Source organism: Mycobacterium sp. IDUB_17, from assembly GCF_055419465.1.
In genome coordinates this window covers 13,712-34,645 of record NZ_JBVAXS010000005.1, presented here as the reverse complement: position 1 = coordinate 34,645, position 20,934 = coordinate 13,712, and the positions used below count along the sequence as shown (strand labels likewise).

22 protein-coding genes and 1 tRNA gene are annotated in these 20,934 nt (G+C 67.2%); 6 read left to right on the top strand and 17 right to left on the bottom strand.

The genetic code is table 11. From position 1 onward, the window contains the following. Nucleotides 1-4: 4 nt before the first annotated feature. A complete protein-coding gene (locus tag ACZYZ7_RS21100) occupies nucleotides 5-1,525 on the bottom strand; it encodes a purine-cytosine permease family protein (protein WP_463741735.1) in 1,521 nt (506 codons plus the stop codon). Between the two features lie 158 nt (nucleotides 1,526-1,683). Continuing rightward, a tRNA-Leu gene (locus tag ACZYZ7_RS21095) sits at nucleotides 1,684-1,767 on the bottom strand. A gap of 578 nt (nucleotides 1,768-2,345) precedes the next feature. Here ACZYZ7_RS21095 and ACZYZ7_RS21090 point away from each other — a divergent pair. After that, a complete protein-coding gene (locus ACZYZ7_RS21090) occupies nucleotides 2,346-2,597 on the top strand; it encodes an LAGLIDADG family homing endonuclease (RefSeq protein ID WP_463741734.1) in 252 nt (83 codons plus the stop codon). On the opposite strand, the gene ACZYZ7_RS21085 is transcribed toward ACZYZ7_RS21090, so the two are convergent. After that, nucleotides 2,594-3,277 (bottom strand): DUF6882 domain-containing protein, encoded by a 684-nt coding sequence (locus tag ACZYZ7_RS21085; protein ID WP_463741733.1) that lies wholly within the window; start codon nucleotides 3,275-3,277, stop codon nucleotides 2,594-2,596. The genes ACZYZ7_RS21090 and ACZYZ7_RS21085 overlap by 4 nt on opposite strands. Before the next feature lie 79 nt (nucleotides 3,278-3,356). Here ACZYZ7_RS21085 and ACZYZ7_RS21080 point away from each other — a divergent pair, with 79 nt between their 5' ends. Next, a complete protein-coding gene (locus ACZYZ7_RS21080; RefSeq protein WP_463741732.1) occupies nucleotides 3,357-3,740 on the top strand; it encodes a hypothetical protein in 384 nt (127 codons plus the stop codon). After that, nucleotides 3,737-4,099, top strand: coding sequence for a DUF3817 domain-containing protein (locus tag ACZYZ7_RS21075; protein WP_135456929.1), 363 nt, complete (start codon nucleotides 3,737-3,739; stop codon nucleotides 4,097-4,099). The genes ACZYZ7_RS21080 and ACZYZ7_RS21075 overlap by 4 nt, the downstream gene beginning before the upstream one ends. Nucleotides 4,100-4,193: 94 nt before the next feature. On the opposite strand, the gene ACZYZ7_RS21070 is transcribed toward ACZYZ7_RS21075, so the two are convergent. The 11 genes from ACZYZ7_RS21070 to clpS all read right to left on the bottom strand — a co-directional run bounded on the left by ACZYZ7_RS21070 (nucleotide 4,194) and on the right by clpS (nucleotide 11,565). Next, a complete protein-coding gene (locus ACZYZ7_RS21070) occupies nucleotides 4,194-4,799 on the bottom strand; it encodes a non-canonical purine NTP pyrophosphatase (protein ID WP_463741731.1) in 606 nt (201 codons plus the stop codon). Further along, nucleotides 4,799-5,578 (bottom strand): ribonuclease PH, encoded by a 780-nt coding sequence (rph, locus tag ACZYZ7_RS21065; protein WP_003880216.1) that lies wholly within the window; start codon nucleotides 5,576-5,578, stop codon nucleotides 4,799-4,801. The genes ACZYZ7_RS21070 and rph overlap by 1 nt, the downstream gene beginning before the upstream one ends. Nucleotides 5,579-5,595: 17 nt before the next feature. Next, nucleotides 5,596-6,363 carry a cyclic nucleotide-degrading phosphodiesterase gene (locus ACZYZ7_RS21060; RefSeq protein ID WP_463741730.1) on the bottom strand — a complete coding sequence of 256 codons (768 nt, stop codon included), beginning with the start codon at nucleotides 6,361-6,363 and terminating at the stop codon, nucleotides 5,596-5,598. 64 nt (nucleotides 6,364-6,427) lie between these two features. After that, complete coding sequence (gene murI / locus ACZYZ7_RS21055) at nucleotides 6,428-7,252, bottom strand: glutamate racemase (RefSeq protein WP_135456937.1); 825 nt, start codon at nucleotides 7,250-7,252, stop codon at nucleotides 6,428-6,430. Between the two features lie 4 nt (nucleotides 7,253-7,256). Continuing rightward, nucleotides 7,257-7,931 (bottom strand): rhomboid family intramembrane serine protease, encoded by a 675-nt coding sequence (locus ACZYZ7_RS21050; RefSeq protein WP_463741729.1) that lies wholly within the window; start codon nucleotides 7,929-7,931, stop codon nucleotides 7,257-7,259. Nucleotides 7,932-7,941: 10 nt separating this feature from the next. Then, nucleotides 7,942-8,913 (bottom strand): cysteine synthase, encoded by a 972-nt coding sequence (locus ACZYZ7_RS21045; protein WP_450072230.1) that lies wholly within the window; start codon nucleotides 8,911-8,913, stop codon nucleotides 7,942-7,944. 10 nt (nucleotides 8,914-8,923) lie between these two features. Further along, nucleotides 8,924-9,196, bottom strand: coding sequence for a MoaD/ThiS family protein (locus ACZYZ7_RS21040; RefSeq protein ID WP_135456942.1), 273 nt, complete (start codon nucleotides 9,194-9,196; stop codon nucleotides 8,924-8,926). Between the two features lie 30 nt (nucleotides 9,197-9,226). Beyond that, complete coding sequence (locus tag ACZYZ7_RS21035; protein ID WP_135456944.1) at nucleotides 9,227-9,640, bottom strand: M67 family metallopeptidase; 414 nt, start codon at nucleotides 9,638-9,640, stop codon at nucleotides 9,227-9,229. 12 nt (nucleotides 9,641-9,652) lie between these two features. After that, the gene (locus tag ACZYZ7_RS21030; RefSeq protein ID WP_463741728.1) at nucleotides 9,653-10,672 is read right to left on the bottom strand and encodes a P1 family peptidase; all 1,020 of its coding nucleotides are present in this window, start codon (nucleotides 10,670-10,672) and stop codon (nucleotides 9,653-9,655) included. A 5-nt stretch (nucleotides 10,673-10,677) separates the two neighbouring features. Further along, the gene (aosR, locus tag ACZYZ7_RS21025; RefSeq protein ID WP_135456948.1) at nucleotides 10,678-11,256 is read right to left on the bottom strand and encodes an oxidative stress transcriptional regulator AosR; all 579 of its coding nucleotides are present in this window, start codon (nucleotides 11,254-11,256) and stop codon (nucleotides 10,678-10,680) included. Between the two features lie 6 nt (nucleotides 11,257-11,262). After that, complete coding sequence (clpS, locus tag ACZYZ7_RS21020) at nucleotides 11,263-11,565, bottom strand: ATP-dependent Clp protease adapter ClpS (protein WP_135456950.1); 303 nt, start codon at nucleotides 11,563-11,565, stop codon at nucleotides 11,263-11,265. A 9-nt stretch (nucleotides 11,566-11,574) separates the two neighbouring features. Between clpS and ACZYZ7_RS21015 the strand changes: the two genes are divergently transcribed. The 3 genes from ACZYZ7_RS21015 to ACZYZ7_RS21005 all read left to right on the top strand — a co-directional run bounded on the left by ACZYZ7_RS21015 (nucleotide 11,575) and on the right by ACZYZ7_RS21005 (nucleotide 16,599). Next, nucleotides 11,575-12,957: a nicotinate phosphoribosyltransferase gene (locus ACZYZ7_RS21015; protein WP_463741931.1), complete on the top strand. Its 1,383-nt coding sequence runs from the start codon at nucleotides 11,575-11,577 to the stop codon at nucleotides 12,955-12,957. Then, entirely contained in the window at nucleotides 12,954-15,068 is a 2,115-nt protein-coding gene (locus ACZYZ7_RS21010) for an ATP-dependent DNA helicase (RefSeq protein ID WP_463741727.1), read from the top strand. The genes ACZYZ7_RS21015 and ACZYZ7_RS21010 overlap by 4 nt, the downstream gene beginning before the upstream one ends. An 88-nt stretch (nucleotides 15,069-15,156) precedes the next feature. Then, complete coding sequence (locus ACZYZ7_RS21005) at nucleotides 15,157-16,599, top strand: neutral zinc metallopeptidase (protein ID WP_463741726.1); 1,443 nt, start codon at nucleotides 15,157-15,159, stop codon at nucleotides 16,597-16,599. Between the two features lie 2 nt (nucleotides 16,600-16,601). On the opposite strand, the gene ACZYZ7_RS21000 is transcribed toward ACZYZ7_RS21005, so the two are convergent. The 3 genes from ACZYZ7_RS21000 to ACZYZ7_RS20990 all read right to left on the bottom strand — a co-directional run bounded on the left by ACZYZ7_RS21000 (nucleotide 16,602) and on the right by ACZYZ7_RS20990 (nucleotide 20,840). Continuing rightward, nucleotides 16,602-17,327 (bottom strand): MspA family porin, encoded by a 726-nt coding sequence (locus ACZYZ7_RS21000; RefSeq protein WP_210115556.1) that lies wholly within the window; start codon nucleotides 17,325-17,327, stop codon nucleotides 16,602-16,604. Nucleotides 17,328-17,403: 76 nt separating this feature from the next. After that, entirely contained in the window at nucleotides 17,404-18,252 is an 849-nt protein-coding gene (locus tag ACZYZ7_RS20995) for a Vgb family protein (protein ID WP_463741725.1), read from the bottom strand. Next, a complete protein-coding gene (locus tag ACZYZ7_RS20990) occupies nucleotides 18,249-20,840 on the bottom strand; it encodes a glycosyltransferase family 1 protein (RefSeq protein ID WP_463741724.1) in 2,592 nt (863 codons plus the stop codon). The genes ACZYZ7_RS20995 and ACZYZ7_RS20990 overlap by 4 nt, the downstream gene beginning before the upstream one ends. Nucleotides 20,841-20,934 lie beyond the last annotated feature (94 nt).

Below are 20,934 nucleotides of genomic sequence, written 5' to 3'. Positions count from 1 at the left end.
TTGATCAGGCCTGGCCGTCGAGCAGTCCGTGCTCCAGCGGCGGGCGGTGGGGTGCGGGCACTTCCGCGTTGAGGCTGCCTTCGCTGCGCTGGATGGCAGCCAACTCAAGGGTGAGGTCAAGATTGCGGCTGAAGGTGTAGTACGCCACCGCGGACACCGTGAGACCGGCCAGCCAGGAGATGTCGATACCGCCGAGCAATGCCCCAAATGTGCCGGTGAAGAAGGGAAGTACGGCGAACGGGATCATGGCGGCGAATCCCAGGAAGTACGCGGCGATGCCACGCCAGGACCATCCGCCGTAAACGCCGTCCGGGGTGAACAGGTCGGTGATGGCGTATTCGCCGCGGCGGACGAAGAAGTAGTCGGTCAGGTTGACCGCCGTCCACGGCACCAGAAGGAACAGCATCAAAGACAACGCGTTGCTGGCGGCATTGATGACATGATCACCGAACGGCAACGCCACCACCAGGTAGAAGGCGATGGTGGCCGCGGTGACGGCGATTCGAAGCGTAGGAGTCGGCCGGAATCGCCGGACCAGATCAGCGCCGGTGAGAAATTGCAGGGTCACGCTGTAGGCGGCGGTGGCGATGCACACAATGAGAGTGGCCGCCGAGGCCAGCGCCAATACCGCACCGAATCCGTGAAACACGTTGTCGCCCGCATCATGCAACGCCACCAGCGCGTCGTCCGCGTCGTAGTGCGCCGACAACCAGGCACCCAGCGAGATCAGCCACAATGCGGAAATGCCCGCTCCGACATACACACTGGAGATCAACGCCCGTGAGGATGTCTTCTCGGGAAGATATCGGGTGTAATCCGAGACGATCGGTGCCAGCGCAATGTTGTAGGCAGCCGAGACCGCGAACACCGTGAAGAACGCCGAAGCGACGAACCCGTGCTCGCTTGCCGACGGCGTCGTCCCACCGGCGTGGCCGAACACCACCGCCAAGGTGAACACCAAAACCAACGGGACCGTCACAAAGAACACCAGCCGCGACAACCGGTGCAGATGGTCGTGGCCCGCGACGGCGAACAGACCGCCGGCGATATTCACCACCAATCCGACGACCACCGGAGACCATCCGAAAATCTGCGCCAGCCCCTGCGCGGTGAGGATGGTGTAGACCACCCCGAAAGCCAGGTAGCAGGTCAACGACATCCCCACCACCACGATCACGCCGTAGAACCCGAACTGGGCCCTCGACTGGATGATCTGCGGAAGGCCCAGGCGCGGGCCTTGGGTCGCATGGAAGGCCATGAAGAACGTGCCGATCACCAGGCCGAGGGCGGAGGCCAGGATGGCCCAGCCCACCGACAGGCCCAGTGCCGGTCCGGTGAACCCCAGCGCGATGGTGAAGAAGCTCCAGTTCGCGATGAAGAACAGTGGGCTCACACGCCATGGCGTGCCGTGCCGCTCGGCCGGGGTGATCCAATCGATCGAGCGGTTCTCGATGGCACCGTAACGGCGCTCAGCCACGTCGGTGGTGGTGGTCTGGCCGACTCCGGCCCGGATCTCAATTGACACGAGCGGAGATACTCGTCCACGAGCCGAGTTCCAGACAGGCATCGGGTCGTTGAGATTTTATTGGTCCGGGCTCGAAACTGGTACCGCTGGTGCGAGCGCCCGCCATGAAACCTGGTACCGCATGCGGTACCAGGTTTGGAGATCACGTGTGACTTGAGTGCGGGCGGTGGGACTCGAACCCACACGCTCTTTCGAACACGGGCACCTAAAGCCCGGGCGTCTACCAATTCCGCCACGCCCGCAGAGCCCTGATCGTACAGGTCCCGTGACAGCCGAATCTGTCGGTGGGCGCCAATATCGTCGAGGCATCCCTCAGCGAGAAGGATGCACCATGCGGTCGGCCGACGAATTCAGCAACGTGCAACAGCTCATCACGGACGGCTTGAACGACTGTGAGATCTCTCGCCGAACGGGCATACCCCGAAAGACCATTTGGCAATGGCGCCGCAAACCCGGGATATGGCCGAGATCTACAACCGACTCTTCAGGCCGTTGCGCCGTCCATGATTTCTCCACGCTTCCGGCCAAGGCTTACTGCTACGTCCTCGGCATGTACCTCGGCGATGGTTGCATCTCTCGTGGAGTCCGGACGTGGCACCTGAGAGTCACTTTGGACACGAAGTACCCGGGAATCATCGACGGCTGCCGCGAAGCAATAGACATCCTCATGCCCGGGCAGCACGCAGCCATCGTCCGCCGAAAAGACAACTGTGCCGACCTCGTTCTGTGCTCGAATCATTGGCCATGCCTATTTCCCCAACACGGGCCCGGTAAGAAGCACACCAGACCCATCCGACTTGAGCCTTGGCAAGAGGCAATCGTGGCGGAGGCCCCCGAGGAGTTCGTGCGGGGTCTGATCCACAGCGACGGTTGCCGGGTGGTCGCGAACGACCGCGGCGTCAAGAGCATCCGGTACCACTTCACGAATCACTCGGAGGACATCCTCAACCTGTTCACCGCCGCGCTGGACCGGCTCGGCATCCCGTGGACGCGTTCCACCAAGTACGTCGTCTCGATCTACCGCAAGGCCGCCACGGCTCGTCTCGACGAATTCATCGGCCCCAAGGTCTAGTCGGACGGAAGCACCTGACCCGACATGTCGATCAGCCGGTCGTGCTCGTCGAAACGGAACTCCGCATGCCCGTCGGGCAACGTGAGCCGCAGGCTGCCCGATACATCCTCGATTGGCATTTCTCGCAACGCCGCCCATGTGTACAAGCTGCGGGGCGCGACCGGCAGGGCCTGCAGCGCCTCGCCGACACAGCGCAGCAGTCGGGGCGCGCTCGGCGCGGGCAACTGCAGCCGATCGTCGGTCAGCACAATCACGCCGACGAGCATGAAGGTGTAGCAGGGCACCAACCCGAGATTCAGCGACGCGACGGCACCCATCCGCCACGCGAACTCTTGCGGTGTCGCGTCGCCGAGCGGCACCTCCGCTTCGCTCAGCTCGGAGATACCGTGCACCTCGCCACACTGCCGGAGCACGACGCTCCCCAGTGCGGCCGGAGGCGGGAAATCAGGGTTTGCCCATCCCCACTGCCACATCCCCAGCTCTGGCGAGGCAGCGCCGAGCAGCTCCGCCCGTACGACGAAAGGCGCCGCGCCACTCGTCGAAGCCAGTGAGAACATGCCGGTTTCGGCATCAAAGCTCCAACCGCCGTCATAGGGTGTGCCCTCGCCGATGAGGTCCGAGAGATAGGCCTGCGCCTCGGCTTGAACAATCGCAGCGTCGAGCAGCATGTCTTCGAGCACGCGAAAAGCCTAAGTGCCGATCACCGCCCATCCAGGCACGTATTTTCGGCGCCCAAGACCCGCGCCGTACCATGGACGAATGTCCACTACACGGCGTAGGAGACCAGCGCTCATCGCACTGGTCTGTCTCGGCGCCGCCGGCTGCCTGGCGCTGGCCTGGTGGCAGTGGACCCGCTACGAATCCGCCTCGGGCACCTTCCAGAATCTGGGCTATGCCCTGCAGTGGCCGATGTTCGCCGGGTTCTGCTTCTACGCCTACTACAAGTTCGTCCGCTACGAGGACGCTCCGCCAGAGCGGGCCAGCGGCGACGTCACCGAGATTCCCGCAGGCTTGCTGCCGGAACGCCCCAAAGCCACGGCGGCGGCCGCCGGCGACCAAGAACTCTCCGAGTACAACGCCTACCTTGCCGAGCTGGCCAAGTCCGACGCCCAGCCCGAGAAGAAAGACAGGACCGATAGATGACCGCACCAGAACCGGGCGCCGAGGTCACGCCGGTTGTTTCGACGCCCAAGGAGACCCTCCGCAAGGCCCTGCTGGGCTACCGCGTGTTGGCTTGGACGACGGGCATCTGGCTCATCGCGCTGTGCTACGAGATGGTGCTCAAGTACATCGTCCAGGTAGACAATCCGCCGAGCTGGATCGGTATCGTGCACGGCTGGGTGTACTTCATCTACCTGCTGTTCACGGCCAACCTCGCAGTCAAGGTCCGCTGGCCCATCGGCAAGACGATCGGTGTGCTGCTCGCGGGCACGATCCCGTTGCTGGGCATCATCGTCGAGCACTTCAACACGTTGGACCTCAAGAAGCGCTTCGAGCTCTAGCCGCCGTCGAGCCATGGCTCGCGTTCGTAACGCTGTGGCGGCCCCAGCGCGAAATCGCCGCCACCACGTTACGAACGCGGCACCGCCGAACGCGCTAGGACCCAGCCAACTCCCGCAGCGCGGGCACCAACAACGCCAGCGCTCGGCCGCGATGCGATACCGCGTCCTTCGCGGCGGGTGACAGCTCGGCGGCCGTCAAAGTAGATCCGTCGGGTAGAAACACCGGGTCGTACCCGAACCCGCCTTCACCTCGGGGTTCGTGTGTGACCGTGCCGGGCCACTCGCCGCGCACCACGGTTCGACCCGACGCGGAGACCAACGCACACGCCGACACGAAAGCCGCGCCGCGACGCGCATACGGCACATCGCCCAGCTGCGCCAACAGCAACGCGGTGTTGGCGGCATCGTCGCCGTGCACCCCCGACCACCGAGCCGACAACACGCCCGGCATGCCGTTCAGTGCGTCCACTGAAATGCCGGAATCGTCTGCCACACAAGCCAATCCGGTGGCACGGTACCCGTCCAACGCCTTGGCCAATGCGTTGTCCTCGAACGTCGCGCCGGTTTCGGGCGCCTCGTCGTACGCAGCGACATCGGCCAGGGACACCAAGTCCAGTCCGGTAATCCCGGCGGCATCGAGCACCCGCCGCAGCTCGGCCAGCTTCTTGGCGTTACGGCTGGCTACCAGTAGCGAGGGCACTAGCTTCCGAACGCCTTCTTCGGTGCCGGGCCCTCCGGAAGCACGCCCGGATACGGCAATTCCAGTGCCTCGCGCTGGATCACGAACAACTGCTCGCAGGCGCCGAGCGCGGCGTCGAGCATCTTGTCCAGCGTGGACCGTGGGAAGGTCGCGCCCTCGCCGGTGCCCTGGATCTCCACCAGGGTGCCGGTGTCGGTGGCGACGACGTTCATGTCCACCTCGGCGCGGGAATCCTCGACGTAGGGCAGGTCGACGCGGACGCGTCCGTCGACCACGCCCACCGATACGGCCGCGATCGCACACGACAGCGGGCGCGGATCGGAAAGCCGCCCGGCCGCGGCCAGATACGTCACCGCGTCGGACAGTGCCACGTAGGCGCCGGTGATCGCCGCGGTGCGGGTACCGCCGTCGGCCTGCAGCACGTCGCAGTCGATCGCGATGGTGTTCTCCCCCAGCGCACCGAGGTCGATGCACGCACGCAGCGAGCGTCCGACCAGACGACTGATCTCCTGGGTGCGGCCGCCGACGCGGCCCTTGACCGATTCGCGGTCCGAGCGATCGTGAGTGGCGGCCGGCAGCATGGCGTATTCGGCGGTCAGCCAGCCCTGCCCGGAACCCTTACGCCAGCGCGGCACGCCTTCGGTGACCGAGGCGGTGCACATGACGCGGGTCTGACCGAACTCCACCAGCACCGAGCCGGCGGGATGCGATGTGAAACCGCGGGTGATGGTTACCGGGCGCAGCTCGTCGTCGAGACGACCGTCTTCTCGCTTGGACACCCGCCAACCCTAGCGGGTCAGCCCCGGGTGACGTCGAAGGTCTCGCCGCTCAGCACGGCGTGTACCGGGCCGTCGAACTCGGCCTTGGCTTCGCTGATCACGTCCTCGCGTGAGGTCCACGGTGGAATGTGGGTCAGCAGCAGCTCGCCGACGCCGGCTTCGGCCGCCGCGCGGCCCGCCTCGGTGCCGGACAGGTGCAGATGCGGTGGTCGGGACGGATCGTGCGTCCACGACGCCTCGCACAGGAAGACGTCGGCCCCGCGGGCCAGGTCGACGAGTGCGTCGCAGTACCCGGTGTCACCGCTGTAGACGAGCGTCGCCCCGGACGGATCGGTGAAACGCATGCCGTAGGACTCGGTGGGATGACACACCAGCCGTGGTGTGACGCTGAGCGTGCCCAACTGCACCGGGGAGCCGTCCTCCCAGTTGCGCACCTCGAAGATGTCGGTGAAGTCGTCGATCTCGCCGCCTTCGGGCGACGACGCCGCGCCCAGCCGGGCCCACGTGTTGGCGGGCCCGTACATCAGGCCGCGTTCGGTGGCCGGCATCGGGTGGTACCGCCGCCAGACGAACAACCCGGGCAGATCCAGGCAGTGATCGGCATGCAGATGCGACAGCAACACGTTGACCGAATTCGGATCGGCGTAGCGCTGCAACGCACCCAGGACGCCACCGCCGAAGTCGACGACCATCGGAATCGTGTCTGGTGCGGTGACGAGATAACCGGAGGCTGCCGAATCCGGGCCGACAACGCTGCCGGAGCATCCCAGGATGGTCAATCGCACAGTGTCTAGCTTGCCATGCCCGATGTGCGCGTTGCCAAGACATCGCCGGTTTGGGCGACGGAGATCATTTTCCGACGCCCGCGTGACGTCGGACCTGTCGCGCCCCGTCCAACCCCGGTCCCAGGAAGCGCGTGGCGAGCGTGGTGAACGCCTCGGGATCTCCGGTCGCCTCGAACATCCGTCGGGCCGGACCGGACTCGTGCGGCCTCAGCAAATCGAGCTCGGTCAGCACCCTGAGCAGGTCCTTGGCCGTCTCCTCAGCCGATGACACCAGGGTGACGTTGTCGCCCATGGCCAACTGGATGAGCCCGGACAGCATCGGATAGTGCGTGCAGCCCAACACCAGGGTGTCCACCTCGGCGCGCTGCAGTGGCTCCAGATAGCCCTCGGCCAAACCGAGCACCTGACGGCCGCTGGTGACCCCGCGCTCGACGAAGTCGACGAACCGCGGACAGGCCACCCCGAACACCTCGGTGTCACGCGCGGCCGCGAACGCGTCCTGATAGGCGCCCGAGGCGATGGTGGCGGCAGTGCCGATCACTCCGATGCGTCCGTTGCGGGTGGCGGCCACCGCGCGGCGCACCGCGGGCAGGATCACCTCGACCACCGGCACCGGCGAGTAGCGCTCGCGCGCGTCGCGCAGGCAGGCCGACGACGCGGTGTTGCACGCGATCACCAGAGCCTTGACGCCGCGCGCCACCAGATCGTCACCGATGGCCAGCGAGTGCGCCCGGATCTCGGGGATGGTCAGCGGCCCGTAGGGACCGTTGCCCGTGTCCCCGACGTAGATGATGTCCTCATCGGGCAGCTGGTCGATGATCGCGCGGGCAACGGTCAGTCCACCGACGCCGGAGTCGAAGATGCCGACGGGTGCCAGGCGGTCGGTCATATGTTCATGCGCTCAGACGCGGCTGGGCGGGACTCTTCTTCGCTTCCCGCGCCTTGCGTTCCGGTCCGGACAAAAGGTACGCCGCCAGCACACCGGCAAGGGCCCCACTGAGATGGCCCTGCCAGGACACCCCCGCATTGCCGGGCAGTACCCCGAACAGGACGCCGCCGTACACGAACAGCACGACGACGCCGATGACGATCTCCCACACATTGCGGGTGAAGAATCCGAACACGATCAGGAACGCCAGCCAGCCGAAGATCAGGCCGGATGCGCCGATGTGAGTGCTCGTGCACTGCACGGTCACGTAGGGGCAGTGCAGGCCGATATTGCCGATCAGCCACGTGCCGAAGCCGCCGAGAATCCAGATGATGGCGGTCGCGGCGATGAAGCGCCCCATCCCGGCCAGCGTCATGAGAAAGCCGAGCACCAGCGCGGGCACGGTGTTGGCGATCAGGTGCGGCCAGCCGCCGTGCAGCAGGGGCGCCCACAGGATGCCCCACAATCCGTCGGTCTGCAGGGGCCGGATGCCGTCCTGGTCGAGCCGGTGGCCCATGGCGGTGTCGACGATCTCGATCACGTACAGCAGCGCGACGAAGGTGACGATCGTGAGGCCGCCGACCAACCACGCCGGTCGTTTCTTGGGTGCGCTGGACGACGGTAGAAGCGGTTTCGTCATCCCTGCCCACTCACGCCCATAGCTGCCCTTCCAACGCATCCTCTGCATCATCAAGGCTACCGGCGTAGGCACCGGTGGACAGATACTTCCAACCGGCGTCGGCGACCACGAACGCGATGTCGGCGCGCTCGCCGGCCTTGATCGCCTTGGCCCCCATGCCCAGTGCAGCGTGCAGGACGGCGCCGGTGGAGATGCCGGCGAAGATGCCTTCGCGAGTCACCAGATCGCGGGTGCGTTTGACCGCGTCGTAGGAGCCCACCGAGAACCGGGTGGTCAGCACGTCGGGGTCATACAACTCAGGAATGAACCCCTCGTCGATATTCCGCAGCGCGTACACACCCTCGCCGTAGCGCGGTTCGGCGGCCACGATCTGCACGCCCGGAACCTGCTCGCGCAGGAAGCGCCCGGTGCCCATCAGGGTGCCGGTGGTGCCGAGCCCGGCGACGAAGTGGGTGATCTCGGGCAGGTCGGCGAGCAACTCCGGCCCGGTGCCGTAGTAGTGCGCGTCGCTGTTGGCCGGGTTGCCGTACTGGTACAACATCACCCACGAAGGGTTCTCCGCCGCAAGCTCTTTCGCGGTCGCCACGGCGGTGTTGGAACCGCCCTCGGCCGCACTGAAGATGATCCGCGCACCGTACAGTTCGAGGATCTGACGCCGCTCGATCGAAGTGTTCTCGGGCATCACGCAGATCATGTTGTAGCCCTTGAGCATCGCGGCCATGGCCAGCGAGATCCCGGTGTTGCCGCTGGTGGGCTCCAAGATCGTGGCGCCCGGCCTCAGCAGCCCGTCACGCTCGGCCTGCTCGATCATGCGCAGCGCGGGCCGGTCCTTGATAGAACCGGTCGGGTTGCGGTCCTCGAGCTTCGCCCACAACCGCACGTGTGGCCCGTCCGGACCGTCCTCCCACCGCGGCGACAGGTGCTGCAGGCCGACCAACGGGGTGTTGCCGAGGGCCTGCAGCAGCGAGTCGTATCTGGTCATGACCCGCCCGCTACCCTCCTGCCACGGCAGGCAGGATCGTCACCGAGTCGCCGTCGGCGATGGTGGTGTCCAGTCCGCCGGAGAACCGCACGTCTTCGTCGTTGACGTAGATGTTCACGAAGCGGTGCAGCTTGCCGTTATCCACCAGCCGGTCGGAGATGCCGGCGTAGTTGGCCTCGAGGTCGGCGATCACTGCCTGCAAGGTATCGCCGGAGGCGCTGACGCGCTTCTGTCCGTCGGTGTGCGGACGCAGGATGGTCGGGATCGAAACTGTTACTGCCATGGGGGCTCCTTAGGTGTACTGCTCGACTGCTCAGTATTCGTCGACGATTGAGACGGGTTCCTCGGTGACGGCCCCGTCGACGATGCGGTAACTGCGCAGCTCGTGCTCGTGCGGGTCTCGCGTGGAGACCAGCACGTAGTGCGCATCGGGCTCTTGTGCCAACGAGATGTCGGTGCGGCTCGGGTAGGCCTCGGTGGCGGTGTGCGAGTGGTAGATGACGACGGGCACCTCGTCCGCCTCGTCCATCGAGCGCCACACCTTGAATTGCTCCATCGAGTCGAAGCGGTAGAAGGTCGGGGAACGCTCGGCATTGACCATCGCGATGAACCGCTCGGGCCGATCAGCGCCCTCCGGCCCGGCGATCACCCCACACGCCTCGTCAGGATGGTCGGCGCGGGCATGCGCCACCATGGCCTCGACGAGATCCCGGCGGATCACCAGCACGTCACAACTCCTTCATTCGAACGCTCCCGGCAACATGTCACGGTAGGTCGGTATTCCGGCCACCGGCTCGGCGGCCAGCAGCCCGACCACCACGGCGCGGGCCAGCACCTCCGCCGCGGCCGCTCCGACCCGGGTGACCAGCGCCGTCTCCGGCGACATCGCCACCGGTGTCTGTTCGTCCGGTTCGACGGTCACCGCGCCCGTCGCCAGCGCAAACACCGTATCGCCATCCAGCGGGGTGTGACACGGCGAGATCGTCCGGGCCAGTCCGTCGTGCGCGGCGACGGCCACCCGGCGGCACCCGGCCGGGCTGAGTTCGGCGTCGGTGGCGACCACCGCGATGGTGGTGTTCAGCGGGCCGATCTCCCGATGTCGATCACCGTAGGCGGCGAGCTGATCGGCGGGCGGGGCGATCAGCCCGAACTCCTCGATCAGCGCTGCCATCCAGGGCAGACCGGTGGCCGGATCCACCACGTCACCGGCGGCGTTGAGCACGACCAGGGCACCCACGGTCACCCCGCAGTCCAAGGTCACCGAGGCGGTGCCGACACCGCCCTTGAGGACTCCGGCCCGCGCACCGACCCCGCCGCCGACGGTCCCGAGCGCGAACTCTGTGGAGGCCGACGCGGCGGCCGCGTAGCCGAACTCCGCCGTCGGCCGGTTGGTCCAGCCGCCCACCGGCAGGTCGAAGATCACCGCGGCCGGCACGATCGGGACCACGCCGCCGTCCATCGCCACCCCGCGACCCCGCTCCTCCAGCCAGGTCATCACACCGTCGGCAGCGGCCAGCCCATAGGCACTGCCGCCGGTCAGCACCACGGCGTCGACGTGGCGCACGGTGTTGATCGGGTCGAGCAGGTCCGTCTCGCGGGTGCCAGGGGCACCGCCGCGTCCGTCCACGGCGCCGACGGTCCCCGGCGGGGCCAGCACCACGGTCGATCCCGACGCCCACCCCGAGCCCAGTGTCACATCGGGATCGATGCGGTGGTGGTGGCCGACCAGGATGCCGCCGACGTCGGTGATCGAACCCATCAGGCCTATCTCCCCATCAGGCTGAGGACGAGGTATTCCTGCAGCACGGTCAGCCACTGGTAGACGTCGACGTGCCCGGCCATCGGGTGCTCGGCGGACAACTGCTCGGCCCCTTGCGGTCCGATGTCGAGCATGGTGCCCAACGCCAGCCGGAGGTCGTTGACGGCGGCGGCCCACGCCTCGGCGTCGTCCTCGGTCAGCTCGAACTTGCCGCCGCCGTCCGGAATCGTGTCCAACAAACGTTGGACCGCTTGACGTTTCGCATCGATGATCGCCGGTTCATGCAGCCCGCGCAACGCGCTGTTGAGGCTCTCGGCAGTGCCGGAACCGGCCGGATGCTCGGTCTGCGGCCGGTAGAAATCCGGGAGCAGACGCTTCATGGTGGCGTCCTCGGGCGGCTGCGGATTGCCGGTCTTCATGCCGGTGATCATCTCGAGTTCGTCTGTGGGCCCCGATGATCCACGCTCGTCGAGCATCCCGAGCATCGAAGTTCCCAGGCTCGACAGCAACGCGGCCTCGTGGGCCTCCAACGCTGAGCGCAACCGCAGACCGTTCGCGGTCTCGACCCGTTTCCATTTGCGCACAGTCGATCAGCGGTCCTGTTGCATGGTGGCCCACAGCCCAGCGGCGTGCAGTTTGGACACATCGGTTTCCATCGACTCGCGACTGCCTGCCGACACTACGGCCTTGCCCTCGTTGTGCACCTGCAGCATGAGTTTGGTGGCGTGCGGCTCGCTGTATCCGAACAGTTTCTGGAATACGTGGGTGACATAGGTCATCAGGTTGACCGGATCGTCCCAGACGATGGTCACCCACGGGCTTTCGGTGGCCTCGACTGCCTCGACATCGCGCTCTTCGCGGGTCCCCGGTCGGGCCTTCGCCGGTGTAACCATGGGCCCACAATACCGGCGGCAACCCTGATACCAGAAACGGCTACGGTTGCTGGTGTGACCGTCGCGTTGCTCACCGACAAGTACGAGCTGACGATGCTCGCCGCCGCGCTGCGCGATGGCACGGCGCACCGCCGCACCACCTTCGAAGTCTTTGCCCGCCGGCTGCCCGAAGGGCGCCGCTACGGCGTGGTCGCGGGCACCGGGCGGTTTGTGGAAGCGTTGGCAGAGTTCACGTTCGCGGCCAACGAACTCACCGTGCTCTCGGAGTTCCTGGATTCGGAGACACTGGATTTCCTGTCGAACTACCGGTTCGGCGGTGACGTCGACGGCTACGCCGAGGGCGAGCTCTACTTCCCGGGTTCCCCGGTGCTCTCGGTGCACGGGAGCTTCGCCGAGTGCGTGGTGCTGGAGACGCTCGTGCTGTCAATCCTCAACCACGACACGGCGATCGCCTCGGCGGCGGCCCGGATGGCCAGCGCCGCCCACGGCCGGCCGATGATCGAGATGGGCTCACGGCGTACCCATGAGCTGGCCGCCGTGGCATCGGCCCGCGCCGCCTACCTCGCCGGCTTCACCGGATCGTCGAATCTGGCCGCCCAGCAGCGTTACGGGGTGCCCGCACTGGGCACCGCCGCGCACGCCTACACACTGCTGCACACCTCCGAGTCCGGACCGGACGAGCAGGCGGCGTTCCGCGGCCAGGTGGCAGCCCTCGGCGTCGACACCACCCTGCTGGTGGACACCTATGACATCACCGCGGGCGTGGCCAACGCGATCGCGGCGGCCGGCCCGCAACTGGGCGCGGTACGCATCGACTCGGGCGATCTGGGGGTGCTGGCCCGCCAGGTACGCCAGCAGCTGGACGACCTCGGCGCCACGAGCACTCAGATCGTCGTCTCTGGAGACCTCGACGAGTTCGCCATCGCCGCCCTGCGCGCCGAGCCCGTCGACAGCTACGGGGTCGGCACCTCCGTTGTCACGGGCTCAGGCGCGCCGACCGCGGGCATGGTTTACAAACTGGTCGAGGTCGATGGGAGGCCGGTGGCCAAGCGCAGCAGCCGCAAGGAGTCGCACGGTGGCCGCAAGCAGGCCGTTCGGCTCGCCAAGGCCTCGGGCACGATCATCGAAGAGGTGGTTCACCCGTACGGCGAGGAGCCGCTGGAGACATCGGGGCTCACCGCTCGCCGGCTCACCGTGCCGCTGGTGACCGGCGGCGCCCCCGTCGAGGGACACCACCCCGCTACCGACCTGGCCGCTGCGCGCGAGCGGGTCGCCGCAGGGCTGCACAGCCTGCCGTGGGACGGCCTGAAGCTGTCGCGCGGCGAGCCGGCCATCCCTACCCGGGTGATCCCGCCCGCATCGGTTCGTCAGCACCGGCCGTTCCAGACATGACGACCAAATCGAAGCCATCCCGTGAGGTGGCCAATGTGGTGACCAACCTCCTCAAGATCGCCGTCAAAGGGCTCGGCGGTGCCGGCCGTCCAGGTCAGGTGGAGATGGCCGAGGCGGTTGCCAACGCCTTCGAGTCCGGCGAGCACCTGGCCGTGCAGGCCGGTACCGGCACCGGCAAATCGCTGGCGTACCTGGTGCCGTCGATCGCCCGCGCCCTGCAGACCGAGCAGCCGGTGGTGGTCTCGACGGCCACCATCGCGCTGCAACGTCAGCTCGTGGACCGCGACCTGCCCCGGCTGGTGAACTCACTGGCCGACGCGCTACCTCGCGAGCCCACATTCGCATTGCTCAAGGGCCGGGGAAACTACCTGTGCCTCAATAAGATTCACAACGGAGCAACCGAGGAGCCGGCCGACCGTCCCCAGGATGAATTGTTCTCGCCGATGGCGGTCAGCGCCATGGGCCGCGATGTGCAGCGGCTGACGGAATGGTCCTCGGACACCGAGACCGGTGACCGCGACGAGCTGACTCCCGGTGTGCCGGACCGGTCCTGGTCCCAGGTCAGCGTGTCGGCACGCGAGTGCATCGGGGTGTCACGCTGCCAGTTCGGTACCGACTGCTTCGCCGAGCGGGCCCGCGAGAAGGCCGGCGCCGCCGACGTCGTCGTCACCAATCACGCACTGCTGGCCATCGACGCGCTCTCCGATTTCTCGGTGCTGCCCGAATACGAGCTGCTGGTGGTCGACGAGGCCCACGAACTGGCCGACCGGGTGACCGGGGTGGCCACCGCCGAGCTCTCGGCGACGTCCATGGCGGTGGCACACCGCAGGATGGCGCGATTGGTGGATGACGAACTGGCGCAACGCTTCGAGGCCGCTGTCGCGACGTTGTCCTCGCTGCTGCACGAACTCGATGCCGGCCGCATCGACGTGCTCGACGAGGAGCTGGGTATCTACCTGACCGCACTGCGCGACGCGGCCAATGCGGCACGCACAGCGATCGACACCACCCCCAGCGACCCGCAGGCGGCCACGGCGCGCACCGAAGCCGTCACCGCACTGAACGATGTCAGCGACACCGCCACCCGCATCCTCACCTCGTTCGTCCCGCCCATCCCGGACCGCCTCGACGTGGTCTGGGTGGAGCAGTACGAACCGCCCAATGCCGGAAACTCCAACCCGGGAAATGCACCGGCTCCTCGGCCCGGTGGGCGGTCCTTGCTACGGGTGGCCCCGATGTCGGTGTCGGGCCTGTTGCGCACCAGGCTGTTCGCCAACACCACGGCCGTGCTGACCTCGGCGACCCTCACCCTCGGCGGCAACTTCGACGCGATGGCGCGCAACTGGGGGCTGGGAGGCTTCGCCGACGCCGGCGAGCCGGCAAAACCGGGCAACGCCGGCGAGCCCGCCAAATCGGGCGGGGCCGGCGCGCCCGCCAAACCCGGTTGGCGCGGCCTCGATGTGGGGTCGCCGTTCGACCATGCCAAATCCGCAATTCTCTACGTGGCCAAGCATTTACCACCGCCTGGACGGGACGGCACCGATACCCGCACCCTGGACGAGATCGAGGGCCTGATCACCGCGGCCGGTGGCCGCACCCTGGGCCTGTTCTCGTCGATGCGCGCGGCCAAGGCCGCCGCCGAGGTCATGCGCGGGCGACTGTCAACCCCGGTGCTCTGCCAGGGCGAGGACACCACTTCGGCTCTGGTACAACAGTTTTCCGATGATCCGGAGACCTCGCTGTTCGGCACCCTGTCGCTGTGGCAGGGCGTGGACGTCCCGGGGCCGTCGCTGTCGTTGGTCCTGATCGACCGGATCCCCTTCCCACGCCCGGACGATCCGTTGTTGACCGCGCGGCAACGGGCGATCAGCGCACACGGCGGCAACGGCTTCATGGCGATCGCCGCCAGCCACGCGGCGCTGTTGCTGGCCCAGGGCACCGGGCGGCTGCTGCGCCACACCGACGACCGCGGGGTGATCGCGGTGCTCGACTCCCGGCTGGCGACGGCCCGCTATGGCGGGTACCTGCGTTCCTCGTTGCCACCGTTCTGGTCCACCACCGACCCTGACCGGGTGCGTCAGTCGCTGAAGCGGCTTCGGGGAGCGGGCTGATATCGCACCCAGTGCACGCCGAGTTAACTAATGTGTGCGGATAACCGCGCGGACAGTTGGCCGCCAGAGTGCACCGGAAGGCAGCAAAATGAGCCGACGCACCCTGTTCGGCATCGCGTGCGCGCTGAGCATGGTGTTGCCACTGGCCGCGTGCTCGTCCCTGGTCGGTGGCACAGCGGTTTCGGTGTTCGCCGATCCGTTCTCGGTCGCCGGCATGCCTGCCACCGACGGCTCCAGTGGGCTGCGCCCAGATGCCGAGAAGCCCTCACGCAAGGTCAACAACACCGACGGGGGCAAGGCTGACAACCTCGCAGCCAGTGCCGTCAGTGACCTCGAGGAGTTCTGGTCGAACGCCTACTCGGAGGTGTTCGACGGTGAGTTCCAACCGGTGCGCGCGCTGATCTCCTGGGACGCCGAGAGTTTCGACGGGAAGTTCTGCGGCATGGATACCTACGGACTGGTCAATGCCGCGTTCTGCAAACCGGATCGGACCATCGGCTGGGATCGGGGCGTGCTGATGCCCGGCCTACGCAAGCAGAACGGCGACATGGGCGCCGTCATGGTGCTCGCACACGAGTACGGCCATGCGATCCAGCAGCAGGCCGGGCTGATCAACCGCAAGACGCCCACCCTGGTCGCCGAACAGCAGGCAGACTGCCTGGCGGGCACCTACATGCGATGGGTGGCCCAAGGCGATTCCCCGCGGTTCACACTCAGTACGGCCGACGGGCTCAACAAGCTGCTCGCCGCGGTGGTCGCGTTCCGGGATCCACTGCTCACCGAGGCTGAGGCCCAGATCGGGGTCGACGAGCATGGGTCGGCGTTCGAACGGATCTCCGCCTTCCAATTCGGGTTCACCGACGGGCCTGCGGCCTGCGCCGCGATCGACGTCAAGGAGATCGACCAGCGGCGCGGCGACCTTCCGGTCCTGTTACCTGAGGACCAGAGCGGCGACCTGGACATCACCGAACACTGGGTCCGCTCGATGGTCGATGCGCTCAACATCATCTTCAAACCCGCCGACCCACCGCGGCTCAACTTCCGGCCCGACGCCGCAGTGGACTGTTCGAGCGCACGGCCCAGCCCGCCGGCCTCGTACTGTCCGGACACCAACACCATCGTGATCGATCTGGCCGAGCTACAGGCGCTTGCCGCACCGTCCGACGACCTCGATGTCAGCGGCCTGGCCGGCGGTGACAACACCGCCTACTCGGTGCTGATCTCGCGATACATGCTCGCCTTGCAGCATGCCCGGGGCCTGGTGCTCGACAACGCCGAGGCAGCGCTGCGCACCGCCTGCCTGACCGGGGTGGCCACGGCCAAGATGATCAAGCCCGTGAACCTGCCCAACGGTGACACGATCCTGCTGACCGCCGGTGACGTCGACGAGGCGGTATCGGGCATGCTCACCAACGGGTTGGCGGCCAGTGACGTCAACGGCGAGTCGGTGCCTTCGGGTTTCGCCCGCATCGACGCGTTCCGGGTCGGCATCCTCGGTGACGAGGAACGCTGCCTCAAGCGGTTCGCCTGAGTTCAGACCACCTTCGTGGTGCCGTACCAGGCGAGAACCGCCTCGGACTCGTCGGTCGACCGGGTCAGCACGGCATAGGACCGGATGAACGACTGCCCCACGCAGCCGTCGATCTTCACCCGGAAGTTGCTGATCATCACCCACGGCTCGGTGCCCTTGAACTCCTTCTCGGCCACCGGGATCAGGTTGATGATGCCGGGTTTGAGGCCGACCGTGATACCGCCGCCGATGTTCGCGCCGACCCCCGGCAGGATGCCCTCCGGCCAGGGTGAGACCACGTCGGTGCCGAGAACCCCGATGGACGAGTTGAGTCCGGCGGTGCCGGTCAAGGAGACGCCGTTGGAGGTACTCATGTCGATGCCGCAACCGATCTGGTAGCCGGCCTCGAGGGTGCCGCGCGGATCGCCGCCGCCGGGTCCGGACATCGCGCCGCGGTACGTACCGCCGACCACGTATTCGCGCGAGGACACCGCGGTGGTCAGCGGTGCCACCGCGGCCTGCGTCTCGTCAGCGGCCGACACGGTCAGGTTCCAGCCGTCCGGGGTCTTGAGGGTGGCGGGCGCGGTCGACTCGACCAGGCCGGCCGCGGCCGGTTCGCCCGGTGCGGGCACTACATCGGCGACGACCTCGACCTCGGGTGCGACCACGGGATCGGCCCATGCCGGTGCCACGGACGCCGCGCAGGCCAGGGACGCCGCAGTGAGCAGTACGAAGGAGCGAATCAACACAGGCGGCCTCCGGTTACGGTTCCCAGCGGGAACGTATCGCCCATGTACTTACCCGACCGTCAGCGCGCCTGCGCACTCAGGTGGGCATTTTCAGGACGAATCCACACTCCAGCGCCACCCAGCAGGCACCGTCGGGACCGATCGCCAACCCGTGCGGTTCGCTGCCGGACGGCAGATCGATGGTCACCACGTCCCCGTCTCCGCTGATCCGGGCGATCTGGTCGGCGCCCCACAAGCTGACCCACACTCCGTCGGTCGGGTCGGCGACCACCGCATGCGGCTTGCCCGGCAGATCCAATTCCTGGATCGCATCGCCGACCGGGATTCGGCCGATCTTGTCCGCGCGGATCTCGGTGAACCACACCGCGTCGTCATGGGTGGCCGCGATACCGACGGGACCGGCTGCGGCAGTGGGTAATTCGCGTACCTTGAGCGCGCCGTCGACGGTCAGCCGGCCCACCGCGCCGGTCTCGTTGAGCGTGAACCACAACGCGTCGTCAGGCCCCTTGGTGATCATCGACGGCATACCGCCGACAGTGACCGCGGTGGAGATCTCGCCGTCGGTGCTGATCCTGCCGATCTCGCCGGACGACATCGTGGTGAACCACAACGCATCGTCGGGGCCCGCGGTGATCCCGAAAGGGGCACTGCCCCCGGGCAATTCGAAGGAACTCAACTCCCCCGCCGTGGTTATCCGGCCGATCCGATCGTCGCCGGACCGGGTGAACCACAGTGCCCCGTCCGATCCGGCCGCGATGATCGACGGACGGGAGCATTCTCCGACCGAGTATGTGCTGACCTCGCCGGTGGGCGAAACCCGGGCGACGGCGCCACTGTGCACCAAGGTCACCCACATCGCTCCGTCACTGCCTGCAGCCAGCGCGTACGGTCCGCCGTCGAGCTGAACTTTGAGCGCCTTACTCAAGCCAGCGCCACCAGTCCGAGCTCGTTGTCAGCGGTCAGCAGCCGATGGTGCGGCAACACCCGCACGGTGTAGCCAACCGGCCCGGCCACCGGCAGCGGCGTGCTGGTCGAGAACACCTCGGTACCGCCGTCTGCCGAACCGGTGTGCGCCATCGGCACAGTCACCGGATTCAGGATCACGTCGCCGGCATCCACCCGGCCCAGCACGGCCTGCACCGTGACTTCGTCGGGCCGCAGGCCGGCCAATTGCACCGTGGCGGTCAGCGTCAGCTGCGACCCCAACAGCGGCGTGTCCGGCAGGCCGTAGCTGTCCACGTCGGTGATCTGAATCTTCGGCCAGGCCTCCTGCGCCCGCCGCCGGTATTCGGCCAATTCCCGGGCCGCACCGAACGGCTCCCCCGAGGTGGCCTCGACGGTCTCGCGCAACGACTGCGCGGCCGGCAGGTAGTACTTCTCGGTGTAGTCCCGCACCATGCGCGAGGCCAGTACCTTCGGCCCGAGCACCTGCAGCGTGTGGCGCACCATCTCGACCCAGCGGGTCGGCACCCCGTGCTCGTCGCGCTCGTAGAACTTCGGCGTGACGGCGTGTTCGAGGAGGTCGTAGAGAGCGGCGGCCTCCAGGTCGTCGCGACGGGCCTCGTCGTCGACTCCGTCGGCGGTCGGGATCTCCCATCCGTTGTCGCCGTCGTACCACTCGTCCCACCAGCCGTCACGGATCGACAGATTCAACCCGCCATTGAGCGCACTCTTCATGCCCGACGTCCCGCAGGCCTCCAACGGACGCAGCGGATTGTTCAGCCAGACATCGCAACCCCAGTACAGCAGCCGGGCCATCGACATGTCGTAGTCCGGCAGGAACGCGATCCGGTGCCGCACCTCCGGCCGGTCGGCGAACCGCACGATCTGCTGGATGAGCGCCTTGCCGCCGTCGTCGGCCGGGTGCGACTTACCCGCCACGATCAACTGCACCGGCCGCTTGTCGTCGAGCAGCAGTTTCTCCAGCCGCTCCGGGTCCCGCAGCATCAGCGTCAGCCGCTTGTAGGTGGGCACCCGTCGGGCGAACCCGACGGTCAGCACCTCCGGATCGAAAGCCGTTGCGATCCAGCCCAGTTCGGCTTCGGACGCACCGCGCTCCAGCCAGGAGCGGCGCAGGCGGGCACGCACGTCACCGATCAGCGTCTCGCGCAGCTGGGAGCGGATCCACCACATGTGCCCCGGTTCGACCTCCTGTAGCCGCTCCCACACCGCCGGTTCTGCGGCCTCCGAGCCGATCAGCTCCCGGCCCAGGGCCAACCACTGTGGGGCCGCCCAGGTCGGGGCATGCACACCGTTGGTGATCGATCCGATCGGCACCTCGGCCCGGTCGAATCCCGGCCACAGGTCGTTGAACATCCCCCGACTGACCCGGCCGTGCAGCAGCGAAACCCCGTTGGCCCGCTGTGCCAGCCGGAGGCCCATGTGCGCCATGTTGAACTTCGACGGATCGTCCTCGGCACCGAACGCGACCACCCGCTCCAACGGCACACCGGGCAGCAGGCGACTGTCGGCCGGACCGCCGGGCGGGCTCCCGAAGTAGCGCCTGATCATCTCGACCGGGAACCGGTCGATGCCGGCCGGGACCGGGGTGTGGGTGGTGAATACCGTCGATGACCGCACCACGGTCAGTGCGGTGTCGAATTCCAGCCCCGCTGCGACCAGTTCGCGGATACGTTCCACGCCGAGGAAGCCGGCATGGCCCTCGTTCATGTGGAACACCTCGGGGGCGGGCAGGTTCTCGATCTCGGTGAACGCCCGGATCGCGCGCACCCCGCCGATACCGGCCAGGATCTCCTGCTTGATGCGGTGTTCCTGGTCGCCGCCGTACAACCGGTCGGTGACACTGCGCAGTTCGTGCTCGTTCTCCGGGACGTCGGAATCGAGCAGCAGCAGCGGAATCCGGCCCACCTGCGCGATCCATACCCGGGCTCGCAGCTCACGGGCATCGGGCAGCGCCAGCGTGACCAGCACCGGCGCCCCGGCCGCGTCGGTGAGCAGCCGCAGCGGCAGCCCCTGCGGGTCCAGCGACGGGTAGGTCTCGTGCTGCCAACCGTCAGCGGTCAGGGATTGCCGGAAGTAACCCGAGCGGTAGTACAGGCCTACCGCGACCAACGGCAGACCCAGATCCGATGCGGACTTCAGATGGTCACCGGCCAGGATGCCCAGACCGCCGGAGTAGTTGGGCAGCACCTCGGCGACACCGAACTCCATCGAGAAATACGCGATGCCCTTCGGCATCTCGACCCCGTCGATGATCTGCTGCTGGTACCACAGCGGGCGGCTCAGATAGTTGTCCAGGTCGGCGGCCAGCTCATCGAGTCGGCCCAGGAACGATTCGTCAGCGGCCAGTTCGTCGAGCCGTTTCGGGCTGACGGCCCCCAGCAGCGCCACCGGGTCGCCGCTGGTCTGCTCCCACAGGTCGGCGTCGATGACAGCAAACAGATCCTGGGTCGGCTTGTGCCACGACCAGCGCAGGTTGATCGACAGCCGTTCCAGCGCCGCCAACCGCTCGGGAAGGTGCGCGCGGACGGTGAACCTTCGGAGGGCTTTCACGCGATCCAACCTTACTGACAATTCCGGTTCGCGCAGCGGTGAGCGGCATCCGTACAGAGGCCGTTCACGTCACGCTTAACGCCCGCGAGATTGG